Source organism: Streptomyces sp. NPDC111802 (assembly GCF_055634335.1).
Window position 1 is genome coordinate 93,394 of the sequence record NZ_JBVKCZ010000014.1, and the last position, 12,531, is coordinate 105,924.

Sequence of the window (12,531 nt, forward strand, 5' to 3'; positions counted from 1 at the left end):
TGAGTGAAGGAGAGCCAGTGGATTTCGACGATGCCGGGTCACCGCGCGCCTGGGCGGCACTGCGGCATGTCGCGGCTGCCTCCGCGGGACCCGCAGTCGACCGCGAGGTGCGCGTCACCCTCAACTTCCATCCGGACCGGCTGGTCAGAGGGGTGCCGATCCTGCGCGCGCTCGCCGAGGACGGCACGTACCACTCCCAGTTCGTCACCGGCACCAGCAACGGCGGGCTCACCGCACACCCGGGCGGCGACCGTTGGCGCTGGGAGAGCCGGATCTTCGGCCGGGTCTACGACGACGCGCCCGCGCGCGAGCGGCCGGTGTACGGCGCGCTGAACTTCCGGCGCCAAGTGGTGGGCGCCGCCCCGAGGTTCGGCTCCTCGCACTTCCGGCTGACCGCTCCGGCGCTGGCCCGCGCCACCTTCTGCTACCCCGACAGCGCCGCCGGTCCGACCGACTTCGGGGTCGCCGCCGGCATGCACCTCGTCGCGCTCGCCGAGGCCGACGAACAGGACGCCCTCAACGACTACATCGAGACCCAGGTCCACGGGGGAGTCGTGCTCGCCCGGGACATGGAGGCCGTCGTCCTGGACGCCTGCTATCGCGGCACCCCCGTGGAGACCGCGGCCCGCCTGCTGCCCTGCCCCGTCGAATGGCACCCCGGCTACCGGATCACCGTGCCGGAACTGCGCCGCCACGCGGACTACCGTGGCCAGGAGTACGTCGACCTGGGCGCCCGGATCGCCGACGACGGCCGCATCGACCCGCGGGTCATCGGGGACGCCGCCCGCACCGGCCGCTACGAGCTCCAGGACCTGAAGATGGTGTGGCACACCCTGGCCCGTTTCGGTGCCCCGGAGGGCGCGGGTACGGCCTGCTCCGGTCCCCCCGGGGCGGCGGCCGGCGTCGGTGGCCACACGCCGGGGGTGAGCACGCCCAGCGCGTAGGCCCTCGCCACCAGCTCCGTACGGTTCGACGCTGCCCAACGCGCGGACAGGCGCCGCAGGTGGTAGTTGACGCCGTCCACCGTGAGGTCCGTCTCCCGGGCGGCCCGCGCTGTCGTGGCGCCTCCGGCGAGCAGGGCCAGGATGCGGGCCTCCACCGGGGTGACCGGCGCGGGCGGTGTCCCGGTGACCGGCTCGCGGTCACCGAGGACACGCAGCATCACCAGCAGCGCCGGCGTCTCCTCCACGGTGTCGCTCACCGGGTCCGCCGTGAGCTCCCCGTAGCGTTCCGCACCGCCGGGAGCCCGCCAGCGCACCGACACCTGGTAGCGCGAGCGGTGCCGCAGCCGCAGTGCCTCGGCGATGCGCTCGACCTGCGTCGCCTCCTGCGGCCGGAACAGCTCCAGTACGTCCCGGCCGCGCAGCCGCCCCGGTGTCGTACCGCACTCCGTCGCCATCGCCGGATTGGCCAGCCGGACCGCGCCGTACACATCGCAGACCGCGACCGGCACCACGACGCGGTCGAAGACCATCAGGGCGCGGTTGCGCCACACCACCGCCTCCGGGTGGGTCCGGTCCACGAGCACCTCCGCTCACCTGACGCAAGAGCGACGTACGTCCGGGCACTACACAATCATGTAGTGCCGGGGCGCCGGCGGCCGGGACCCGTCGATCAACCTGGATCGCAGTACTCCCGTACCGCGAAAGGCAGTTGTCGCGCCATGCCCCCCACCGCGCCGGCCCCACAGACCCTGGACGCCCTCCCCGTCGCCGACATCTCCGCCACCGGACCCGGCGGCACCCCCGTGCAGCAGGCCATGGGGCTCATGCGTGAGCACGGGCCCGTGTTCGTACGGCGGCTGTACGGGCGGGACTCGCTGTTCGTCGGCGACCTGGACCTGGTGACCGAACTCGCCGACGAGCAGCGGTTCGCCAAGCACATCGGGCCCGGTCTGGAGAACGTCCGAGAGTTCGCCGCCGACGGCCTGTTCACCGCGTACAACGACGAGCCCAACTGGGCCAAGGCGCACGACATCCTGATGCCCGCCTTCGCGCTCGGCTCGATGCGCACCTACCACCCCGTGATGCTGAAGGTGGCGCGCCGGCTCATCGAGTCATGGGACCGTGACGCCCGCGCCGGCCGGCCGGTGAACGTACCCGACGACATGACCCGGATGACCCTGGACACCATCGGACTCGCCGGGTTCGACTACGACTTCGGTTCCTTCGAGCGGCCCGAGCCGCACCCCTTCGTCGAGTCGATGGTCCGGTGCCTGGAGTGGAGCATGACCCGGCTGGCCCGGGTACCGGGCCGCGACTACTCGACGGCGGACGCGGCCTTCCGTACTGACGCCGCCTACCTCGCCCAGGTCGTCGACGACGTCATCGCCGCCCGCACCGGCACAGACCAGAGCGCCGCCGAGGACCTCCTCGGCCTGATGCTCACCGCCCGGCACCCGGCCGACGGCACCGCCCTCGACGCAGCCAACATCCGCAACCAGGTCATCACCTTCCTGATCGCCGGCCATGAGACCACCTCCGGTGCGATGTCCTTCGCGCTGTACCACCTCGCCAAGCACCCGACGGCGCTGGAGCTGGTGCGGCGCGAGGTCGACGCGCTGTGGGGCGACCAGCGCGACCCGGAGCCGACGTACGACGAGATCGGCAGGCTGACGTACACCCGCCAGGTCCTCAACGAGACGCTCCGGCTGTGGCCGACGGCCGCCGTGTTCGCCCGGCACGCCCGTGAGGACACGCTGCTCGGCGGGCGCATCCCGCTGCGCGCTGGACAGTCCGCCCTGGTGCTCACGCCGATGCTGCACCGGCAGCCGGTCTGGGGCGACAACCCCGAGCTGTTCGACCGCTCCCGCTTCACGCCCGAGGCCGAGGAGGCCCGGCCGGTACACGCCTTCAAGCCGTTCGGCACCGGTGAACGCGCCTGCATCGGGCGGCAGTTCGCGCTGCACGAGGCGACCATGCTGCTGGCGATGCTCGTCCACCGCTACCGGCTGCACGACCACGCCGACTACCGCCTCACGGTCAAGGAGACCCTCACCCTCAAGCCCGAGGGCTTCACCCTCGCCCTGACCCCGCGCACCACCGCCGAGCGCAGGCACGCTCCGCTGCCCGGAAGCACGCCCACCGAGGCACCCCGGACCACCGACACGACGTCGCTGCCCGCCCGCGTCCGCCCCGGCACCCGTGCTCTCTTCCTGCACGGCAGCAACTACGGCACCTGCCGAGAGTTCGCCGCGTCCCTCGCCGACGAGGCCGCCGCCGTCGGCTGCGAGACCGAGGTCACCGCCCTGGACACCTACGCGGGCGGCCTGCCCACCGACCGCCCCGTCGTGATCACCGCCGCCTCCTACAACGGCCGCCCCACCGACGACGCCACCGCCTTCGCCGCCTGGCTGGAACAGGCCACCGACGCCTCGGACGTCACCTACGCCGTCCTCGGCGTCGGCGACCGCAACTGGGCCGCCACCTACCAGCAGGTCTCCACCCGCATCGACGACCGCCTCGCCGAGCTCGGCGCCACCCGGCTCCTCGATCGCACGGCCGCCGACGCCTCCGGCGACCTGACCGGCGCCGTCCGTGACTTCACCGCCCGACTGCGGACGGCCCTCCTGGAGCGGTACGGCGACCCCGACGCGCAGGCCCCGGGCGACGAGCCCTCGGCGGCGTACGAGGTCCGCACCCTGACCGGCGGCCCCCTGGACGCCCTCGCCGAACGGCACGGACTCGTCCCGATGACGGTCACCGAGGCCCGCGACCTCACCGCCCCGGACCACCCGCGCCGCAAGCGCTTCGTCCGCCTCGCCCTCCCGGACGGCGTCACCTACCGCACCGCCGACCACCTCACCGTCCTGCCCGCCAACGCCCCGGCCCTGGTCGAGCGGGCCGCCGCCGCGCTCGGCGTCGACCTCGACACCGTCCTGGACATCCGGGCCACCCGCCCCCGCCGGGACGGCCTCGCGATCGACCGGCCGTTGACCGTACGCCAACTCCTCACCCACCACGTCGAGTTGCGGGAGCGCCCGAGCGCGGCCCAGCTGTCCGTGCTCGCCGCCGCCAACCCCTGTCCGCCGGAGCGCCTCGCGCTGACGGGACTGCGTGACGACCCGCGCACCCTGGTCGAGCTGATCGAGGACCACCCGGCCCTGCGCGGCGCCCTGGACTGGCCGACCCTCCTCGACCTGCTCACCCCACTGCGCCCCCGCCATTACTCGATCTCCTCCTCGCCCGCCGTCGACCCCGGCCACGCGGACCTGATGATCTCCCTGCTCCAGGCGCCCGCGCGCTCCGGCAAGGGCATCCACCGGGGCACCGGATCCGGCTATCTGACCGACGTCGAGCCCGGCGACACGGTGTACGCCCGTGTCCAGCCGTGCCGCGAGGCCTTCCGGATCGACGCCGCCGCGCCGGTCGTCATGGTCGCCGCGGGCACCGGCCTCGCCCCGTTCCGCGGTGCCGTCGCGGACCGTACGGCGGCCCTCGCGGCCGGCGCCGAACTCGCCCCGGGCCTTTGCTACTTCGGCTGCGACGCCTCCGACGCCGACTTCCTGCACGCCGAGGAACTGCACGCGGCGGCCGCGGCCGGAGCCGTCTCGCTCCGTCCCGCCTTCAGCACCGCCGGGACCTTCGTCCAGCACCGCATCGCCGCCGAGGCCGACGACGTCTGGGAGCTGCTCGCCGCGGGCGCCCGGGTGTACGTCTGCGGCGACGGCTCCCGTATGGCGCCGGGCGTACGGGACGCCTTCCGTACGCTGTACCGGGACCGCACCGCGGGCGCCGACGACGCGGCGGCCGAGCGGTGGCTGGACGCGTTGATCGCGGACGGTCGCTATGTGGAGGACGTCTACGCGGCGTAGGTCACAATGGGAGGCGGTCCGAACACGGCGGGGGACCAGGGCTGATCCGGAGGGAGCCAGATGGCGGGGCGTAAGGGGCGCACGGTACGGGACCTCAGGCGGGGCAACCGTACCGCGGTACTGCAGCGCCTCTACTTCGACGGTCCCCTCAGCCGCTTCGAACTCGGCCCGGCGACCGGCCTCAGCTCCGGCTCCGTCAGCAATGTCGTCGCCGAGCTGATCGCCGACGGCCTGGTCGAGGAGGCCGGCAGCGTCGACTCCGACGGCGGCCGCCCCCGCATCCTGCTGCGCGTCGCGCCCGCCAGCGGCCACATGATCGGCGTCGACGTCGGCGAGACCCGGGTACGGATCGGCCTGTTCGACCTGACTCTCACCGAACTCGCCCGCGCGGAACGCCCGTTGACGCAGCAGCGGTACGAGGTGGAGGGCATCGTCGGCCATGTCCGCGAGGGCATCGCCGAGGTGCTCGCGGAGGCCGGCATCGCACCCGAGCGGCTCCTCGGCGTCGGCATCGGCGTCCCCGGCATCGTCGAGGACACCGGGGAGCTCGGCGCCGTGGTGCACGGGCAGACGATCGGCTGGGACGCCGTACCGCTGGAGAAGCTGCTGCGCGACGGCTCCCAACTCCCCGACGGGGTCCCGTACTTCATCGACAACGGCGCCCGGACCCTGGGCCAGGCCGAGATGTGGTTCGGCGGCGGACGCGGCGCCCGCAACGCCGTCGTCGTGCTCTTCGGCTCCGGCGTCGGGGCGTGCCTGGTCACGCCCGAGGTGGAGCACGGCCGGGCCGTCGAGTGGGGGCATCTGACGGTACGGGTCAGGGGGCGCCGCTGCCGGTGCGGTGCCCTGGGCTGTCTGGAGGCCTACGCGGGCGCCGAGTCGCTGCTGGACCGCTGGCGCGAGCAGGGTGGGAGCGTGCCCAAGGGGGCCGACGAGGAGACCGCGCTGACGGCGATGCTGGCCGGCGCCTATCCGGCCGAGGGCGGCGCGCCGGACCCGGTGGCGGTCGTCGTGCTGGAGGAGACCGCCGAGTACGTCGGCGCGGGCCTGTCCGACCTGATCAACCTCTTCCAGCCCGAGCGCATCCTGATCGGCGGCTGGGCCGGTCTCCAGCTCGGCGCCCGCTTCCTGCCCGCCGTACGCCGGCACGCGGCCTCGTACGCCCTGCGGCATCCGGCCCACAAGGTCACCATCGACCTGGGCAGGCTCGGCCCGGACGCGGTCACCGTCGGGGCCGCGATCCTGCCGCTCGCGGACTTCTTCGCCCACGGCGGCAGACGCGCCGAGCCCGTGTCACAGACCCCGTCCCCGACCCCGCGCACGGCGGTGGCGGAGCGGGTGCCGCACTGACGTTTCGCCGTCGGCGGGGACGGTACTCGCGGTGACCTTGGACGACGCGAGAGAGGTGCACCATGAACGACAAGCGTCGCGAGGCGCCGGGCGAGACCCCGGAGCCGGTACCAAGGGACCTGCCCGACCAGCAGGCGGACGCGGGCGAGGACCCCTGGGAGGTGCCCGTCGAGTCCACGGACGACGCGACCGAAGCGGACGATGTCCCGGACACGGACGAGGCGGGCACCGGCCGGCAGGGTTCACCGCGGTCGGACACGGTCCACCCCGAGCATCCGGCGCCCGAGGAGCCGTCCGCCTGAGAGGGCGTCCGAGGCGAGTCAGCCCACCTTCCGCCCCCGCATGGGCGCCGTGGCCGCGCCCTCGCCGCGCTGGAGGCCCTGGAGGAACTCCTTCAGCACCTCGGGCGCGGTGCGCTCCGGACGCCAGCGCAGTTCCGTACGCGCCCGCGTGCAGTCCATCAGGGGCACCCTGAGGACCGCGTCGAACAGGTGCGGGGAGGCCGGCAGCAGATGCAGCCCCCACGCCGCGGCGATCGCCGAACGGGCCGCCGAACGCGGGAGCCGTACCGGGCGCGCTCCGAGCATCTCGCCCAGCAGTTTCGCGTCGACCGGAGGGTCGGCGGCCAGGTTGAAGGCGCCCCGCACGTCGGACTTCACCGCGAGCAGATACGCCGCGGCCGCGTCGTCGGTGTGCAGGGCCTGCACCCGCAGTCCCGGGATGTCGGGCAGGAGCGGCAGCAGCTCGGGGCGCGCGAGCGGGCCGGGCAGGAACCGGCCGCCGAAGATGCGGCGCTGCTCGCTGGCGGACTCACGCTTGAACAGGAACGCCGGCCGCATCCGCACCACACGCACCCTGGGATGGGCCCGGTCGAACGTGTCCAGCGTCCGTTCCAGATAGGCCTTCTCCCGGCAGTACGCGGCGTCGGGCCAGCCGTGCGTGGGCCACGACTCGTCCACGGCATGGTCCTTCGGACCCGGCGAGTACGCGCCGACCGACGAGGCGTGCACCAGCGTCGGGACCTTCGCGGCGGCCACCGCCTCGAACACGCGGATGCCGCCCAGCACATTCGTCCGCCAGGTCGTCGCCGGATCATGCGTCGGCTGGAACGCCCAGGCCAGATGGATGACGGCGGCCGCGCCCTCGAAGAGATGCGCCAGGCCGGCCTGCTCGGACGTCAGGTCGACCGCCGCCCAGTCGGTTTTCGGAGGGGACCAGTCGGGAGTGCGGCGGGCCAGCCCCAGGACGGAGTCGACCTCGGGGTCCTCCGAGAGGAGCCGCACCACGCTGGTACCGACATTGCCCGTGGCTCCGGTGACCACGACCCTGCGGGCCGGTTCGCTGCTCACCTGCGGCTCCTCCCGGAGATGGGGACGGGGCGTTCGAGTACCCCCTCCGGGGCGCTCGAACGCGTCGAGTCCCCGCTAGACGGCGAACGCGTTCACGCCCGTCAGCTCCGCCGACAGCTCCCACAACCGCGCAGCCTGCTCCGGGTCCGTCGCCCAGTCCTTGACGCCGCCGCGCTGGTCGCCCTCGACAGCGCGCTCGGCGATGTCGCAGTCCTCCAGATAGACGCCGCCCATGCCGCTGAGCTGCGGAGAGGTCGCCGCCCACACCTGCGTGGCCGCGCCCTGCGCCGGGGACTTGAAGCCCTCGGGGTTGAGCGGGTTGCCCTGCTCGTCGATCCAGCCGCGCTCGACCATCTCCGCCTTCGGGAGGTGGCGCTGCAACGGGGTGAGGATGCCGCCGGGGTGGAGCGAGAAGGCCCGTACCCCGCCCTCGGCCCCGAGCCTGTCGAGATGGACCGCGAACAGGACGTTCGCCGTCTTCGCCTGCCCGTACGCCTCCCACTTGTCGTAGCCGTGCCGCCAGTGCACGTCGTCCCAGCGGATGCCGGAGAAGTGGTGGCCGCGCGAGGACACGGAGACCACACGGGCGCCACCGGGCTCGATCGCCGGCCACAGGCGGTTGACCAGCGCGAAGTGACCGAGGTGGTTGGTCGCGAACTGCGCCTCCCAGCCGGGCCCGACCCGGGTCTCCGGGCAGGCCATGATCCCGGCGTTGTCGATCACGAAGTCGACCGTGCGGCCGGAGGCGAGGAACCGCTCGGCGAAGCCGCGCACGCTCTCCAGGTCGCCGAGATCCAGCTCGTCCACCTCGACGTCGGCGAGTCCGGCCAGCGCCTCCTCGGCGGTGGCGGGGCGGCGGGCGGGGACGACGACGTGGGCGCCGGCCTTGGTGAGGGCCCGGGTGGTCTCCAGGCCGAGTCCGGAGTAGCCGCCGGTGACGATCGCGAGCTTTCCGGTCAGGTCGAGGCCCTGGAGGACGTCGTCGGCGGTGCTGGTCGCTCCGAAACCGGAGCCGATCTTGTGCTGTGCAGTGCTCATGTCCGGAACGCTACGAATTGGAGTGCTCTCGAAGTCAAGCCGACTCGTGAGCGCGCGGCCCGAACAAGAGGAAGCCCCGGCCGGACGGGGGATTCCGGTCGGGGCGGTCAGAGGTGTGGGTGCGGATGGCGGTCGCCTCTCGGCGAAAGGCTCCACAGGGCTTCAGCCGAACGATCGTCCCTGTGGGCAAAAGGTGAGGCCCGGGGACACTGTCCCATCCACACCCACGGCTGGTTCAACGGGAAACTACCGGTGGGTGTTCCTGAGACTGCCGCGCGGGGCGGTGATCTGTGTCACGGAGTCGGTCGCGCCGACTTCTCGCGCGTCCAGGCCAGCAGCTCGTCCGCCGTCCAGGTGGTGAGGACCCGCTCGGCGGGCACCCCGCACTCCTCCGCCCGCGCACAGCCGTACCGCTGCCAGTCCAGCTGTCCGGGCGCGTGCGCGTCGGTGTCGATGGAGAACAGCACACCCGCCCCGACGGCCCGGCGCAGCAGCCGCCGCGGCGGGTCCAGTCGCTCGGGCCGGCTGTTGATCTCCACCGCCGTACCGGACTCGGCACAGGCCGCGAACACCTCGTCGGCGTCGAACTCCGACTCCGGCCGCCCCCGCCCGGTGATCAGCCGCCCGGTGCAGTGGCCCAGGACGTCCGCGTGCGGATTGCGTACGGCGGTGACCATCCGGCGGGTCATCGCGCGGGCGTCCATGCGCAGCTTGGAGTGCACGGACACCACCACGACATCGAGCCGCTCGAGCAGCCCGGGTTCCTGGTCGAGGGAGCCGTCCTCGAGGATGTCGCACTCGATACCGGTGAGCAGCCGGAACGGCGCCCAGGTCGTGTTCAGCTCCGCCACCACGTCCAGCTGCTCGCGCAGCCGGTCGGCCGACAGCCCGCGGGCGACGGTCAGCCGGGGCGAGTGATCGGTCAGCACCGCCCACTCGTGCCCGAGCTCGGCCGCCGTCCGGCCCATCTCCTCGATCGGGCTGCCGCCGTCCGACCAGTCGGAATGCAGATGGCAGTCCCCGCGCAGCAGCTCCCACAGCGCCCGGCCCCCCTCGGGCGGCCCGGCCGCGGGGCGGCTCTCCAGGTCAGTCAGATAGCCGGGCACCTGACCGGCCAGCGCCTCCCGCACCACCTGGGCCGTCTTCGGTCCGACGCCCCGCAGCGACTCCAGCGTCGCGGCCCGCGCCCGCTCTCGCACCTCGTCCTCGGGCAGCTCCGCGAGCACCCGGGCCGCCGTACGGAAGGCACGTACGCGATACGTCGGCTCCAGGGACCGCTCCAGCAGAAAGGCGATCCGGTTCAGCGCCTCCACGGGATCCATCGCCACCTCCACCTCCAGGGTTCCCCGGCGCTGCCGCGCCCGCACGGCGGTGACGACAGGGCGGGGTCCCGGATCCGAGATGCCCCGATGGTCTGAAGCATCCCTTTACGCGGGTAGCGCTCTACGCTCTATTCATGACCGAAAGCGCGAGCCCGCATATGTCACACCCGCGGATCATGGTGCTCGGGGTTCAGCCGGGCACGCCTCCGTTCCGGATCATGGAGATCGACGGTGCCGTGGTCGGGTTTGCCAGGGCGATCACCGACGTCCTGGAGACCGCCGCCGCCTTCGGCATCACCGTCCATGATCTCGACGACCCGGACGTGGTCCGCTGGGTCGGCGGCGACAAGTTCACCTGGCACCACCACTAGCCGGCCGGGTCAGCCGACCGTCCACTTCTGGTTGCTGCCGCCCGTGCACGTCCAGATCTGCAGCCGGGTGCCGTTGGCCGAGTTGTTCCCGGTCAGGTCGAGGCACTTGTCGGCCTGTGGATTGACGATGTCGTGCGCCGCGGTGACGGTCCATCTCTGATTGGGGCCGCCGCCGCAGTCCCACAACTGCACGGTCGTGCCGTCCGCCGTGCCGTTGCCGGTGGCGTCCAGGCACTTGCCGAGCGCGCGGAGCGTGCCGTCCGAGCCGACGGACCACTGCTGGGCGGCGGTGCCGTTGCAGTCGTAGAGCTGTACCGGCGTGCCGTTGGCGGAGCTCGCCCCGGCCACGTCGACGCACTTGCCGGCGAGGCCCTTGATCGCCGTCCCGGCGGCCGTGTCGCCGGTGGTCACCGAGACGTGGTCCACCACCAGCTGCTGCGGGAACACCGTGGAGCCGTCGGGGTCGCCGGGCCAGTAGCCGCCCACCGCGAGGTTCAGGATCAGGAAGAACGGCTTGTTGAACACCCACTGCCTGCCGCCCAGGTCGGCCGGCGTGCGCCGCTGGTAGACATTGCCGTCCACGGACCAGGTGATGGAGTCGGGTGCCCAGTCGACGGCGAAGGTGTGGAAGGCGTCGGCGAAGGCCTGTCCGTTCGGCAGGGAGTAGCCGGCCCCTATGCCGCCCGAGCCGGAGTAGCCGGGGCCGTGGATGGTGCCGTGCACGGTCGACGGCTCGAAGCCGACGTTCTCCATGATGTCGATCTCGCCCGAGTCGGGCCAGTTGACCGGTGTGCCGAGCATCCAGAACGCCGGCCACATGCCCTGCCCGCGCGGTACCTTCATACGTGCCTCGATGTGCCCGTACTGGGCGGTGAACTTGCCGGAGGTGTTCAGCCGGGCCGACGTGTACTGACAGGTCCCGTACCAGCACTGGTAGTTGGCCGGGTTCTCCCGCCGGGCCGTGATCACCAGGTGGCCCTGGCCGTCCAGCGCGGCGTTCTTGTTGCCCGATGTGTAGTACTGCCGCTCGTGGTTGTTGACGTTGTCGCCGGTCTCGATCTGCCACTTCGACGAGTCGACCGCGGCGCCCGCGGGCCCGTCGAAGTTGTCGGAGAACGTGACTGCCGCCGCCGAGACGTCCGCCTGTTCCGCGTGTGCGGGGCCGATCGCGGCGGACGCGACCAGGACGGCCGACAGCGCGGCGAGCAGAGCGGCGCGGAGCGGGCGTGGGGAGGCCATAGTGCTCCCTTCCGTACGGCGACCCGATGGACGGGATGCGCCGACCGTGGTGGGGGGTGAGGATGTCGCCACTTGATTTAAGAAGTGAGATAAGAGGTCGTCAATACCTAGGTACGGACCAGAAGTTGACCGTGCCTCCGGAGCGGGGGAGTCGGCCCGATCCGTCCGGTTCGTGCGGCGCGTGGCGCGGTCACGACCGGTTGACCGGCTCACGCGCGACGTCCGTGACACTTCGTCCGCCGCCGCACTGTTGAATTCCTAGGCTTCTCGCCATGAACGCCGCACACATAGGTGAGCTGCTCGCCGTCCTGGGCGCCGGCATCGCCGCCGGCGCAGTCAACGCCGTCGTCGGCTCGGGGACGCTGATCACGTTCCCGGTACTGCTCGCGACCGGCCTGCCGCCCGTCACCGCCACGGTCTCCAACGCGCTCGGCCTGATCCCCGGCTCGATCAGCGGGGCCATCGGGTACCGGCGCGAACTGAGCGGCCAGCGCCGGCGCATCCTGAAGTGGAGCGCCGGTGCCCTGGCCGGCGGTCTCACGGGGGCCACGCTGCTGCTGGCCCTGCCCGCCTCCGCGTTCGAACGGATCGTGCCGGTCCTGGTGGGGCTCGCCCTCGTGCTGGTCGTGCTCCAGCCGCTGATCAGCCGGCGACTGCGTGACCGCCGGGCCAGGACAGGGCGGCCCGCACACCCCGACGGCGGCCCCCTGCTGCTCGCCGGACTGACCCTGGCCAGCGTCTACGGCGGCTACTTCGCGGCCGCCCAGGGCATCATCTACGTCGCCCTGATGGGCATGCTCCTGGACGACGGTCTGCAACGCCTCACCGCGGTCAAGAACGTCCTCGTCGCCGTCGTCAACTCCACCGCCGCGCTGTTCTTCCTCCTCGTCGCCGACTTCGACTGGACGGCCGTGGCCCTCCTCGCGATCGGGTCCGCGGCCGGCGGCCACCTCGGAGCCACCGTGGGCCGCCGGCTGCGTCCCGCCGTACTGCGCGCCTTCATCGTCGTGGTCGGCACAGTGGCGATCGTCCAGCTCGTGGCCCGCTAG

Annotated in this window: 10 protein-coding genes and 1 pseudogene; 6 read left to right on the forward strand and 5 right to left on the reverse strand. The window is 72.5% G+C overall.

Features of this window, described 5'->3' with window-relative positions; translation table 11 throughout:
* Window positions 1-17 precede the first annotated feature (17 nt).
* On the forward strand, window positions 18-944 hold the full coding sequence (locus tag ACZ7NC_RS17760; RefSeq protein ID WP_471489229.1) for a DUF3626 domain-containing protein: 927 nt from the start codon (window positions 18-20) through the stop codon (window positions 942-944).
* Here ACZ7NC_RS17760 and ACZ7NC_RS17765 read toward each other — a convergent pair.
* A pseudogene (locus tag ACZ7NC_RS17765) lies at window positions 899-1,474 on the reverse strand (helix-turn-helix transcriptional regulator); the annotation flags it as partial. The gene ACZ7NC_RS17760 and the pseudogene ACZ7NC_RS17765 sit on opposite strands and share 46 nt — an antisense overlap.
* Window positions 1,475-1,663: 189 nt before the next feature.
* Between ACZ7NC_RS17765 and ACZ7NC_RS17770 the strand changes: the two are divergent.
* The 3 genes from ACZ7NC_RS17770 to ACZ7NC_RS17780 all read left to right on the forward strand — a co-directional run bounded on the left by ACZ7NC_RS17770 (window position 1,664) and on the right by ACZ7NC_RS17780 (window position 6,465).
* Window positions 1,664-4,813, forward strand: a complete 3,150-nt coding sequence (locus tag ACZ7NC_RS17770) for a cytochrome P450 (protein WP_471489231.1) — start codon at window positions 1,664-1,666, stop codon at window positions 4,811-4,813.
* 60 nt (window positions 4,814-4,873) lie between these two features.
* Window positions 4,874-6,163 carry an ROK family protein gene (locus ACZ7NC_RS17775; protein WP_471489233.1) on the forward strand — a complete coding sequence of 430 codons (1,290 nt, stop codon included), beginning with the start codon at window positions 4,874-4,876 and terminating at the stop codon, window positions 6,161-6,163.
* A 62-nt stretch (window positions 6,164-6,225) separates the two neighbouring features.
* A complete protein-coding gene (locus ACZ7NC_RS17780) occupies window positions 6,226-6,465 on the forward strand; it encodes a hypothetical protein (RefSeq protein ID WP_471489235.1) in 240 nt (79 codons plus the stop codon).
* Window positions 6,466-6,483: 18 nt separating this feature from the next.
* On the opposite strand, the gene ACZ7NC_RS17785 is transcribed toward ACZ7NC_RS17780, so the two are convergent.
* From ACZ7NC_RS17785 to ACZ7NC_RS17795, 3 genes are all read right to left on the reverse strand, one after another.
* The gene (locus ACZ7NC_RS17785) at window positions 6,484-7,512 is read right to left on the reverse strand and encodes an SDR family oxidoreductase (protein ID WP_471489237.1); all 1,029 of its coding nucleotides are present in this window, start codon (window positions 7,510-7,512) and stop codon (window positions 6,484-6,486) included.
* A gap of 75 nt (window positions 7,513-7,587) precedes the next feature.
* A complete protein-coding gene (locus ACZ7NC_RS17790) occupies window positions 7,588-8,550 on the reverse strand; it encodes an SDR family NAD(P)-dependent oxidoreductase (protein WP_471489238.1) in 963 nt (320 codons plus the stop codon).
* Between the two features lie 293 nt (window positions 8,551-8,843).
* Window positions 8,844-9,872, reverse strand: a complete 1,029-nt coding sequence (locus ACZ7NC_RS17795) for a PHP domain-containing protein (RefSeq protein WP_471489403.1) — start codon at window positions 9,870-9,872, stop codon at window positions 8,844-8,846.
* A 134-nt stretch (window positions 9,873-10,006) separates the two neighbouring features.
* Between ACZ7NC_RS17795 and ACZ7NC_RS17800 the strand changes: the two genes are divergently transcribed.
* Window positions 10,007-10,243, forward strand: a complete 237-nt coding sequence (locus tag ACZ7NC_RS17800) for a hypothetical protein (RefSeq protein WP_403450894.1) — start codon at window positions 10,007-10,009, stop codon at window positions 10,241-10,243.
* Window positions 10,244-10,252: 9 nt separating this feature from the next.
* Here ACZ7NC_RS17800 and ACZ7NC_RS17805 read toward each other — a convergent pair whose 3' ends face one another.
* A complete protein-coding gene (locus ACZ7NC_RS17805) occupies window positions 10,253-11,482 on the reverse strand; it encodes a ricin-type beta-trefoil lectin domain protein (RefSeq protein WP_471489240.1) in 1,230 nt (409 codons plus the stop codon).
* Window positions 11,483-11,754: 272 nt separating this feature from the next.
* Between ACZ7NC_RS17805 and ACZ7NC_RS17810 the strand changes: the two genes are divergently transcribed.
* Complete coding sequence (locus ACZ7NC_RS17810; RefSeq protein WP_471489242.1) at window positions 11,755-12,531, forward strand: sulfite exporter TauE/SafE family protein; 777 nt, start codon at window positions 11,755-11,757, stop codon at window positions 12,529-12,531.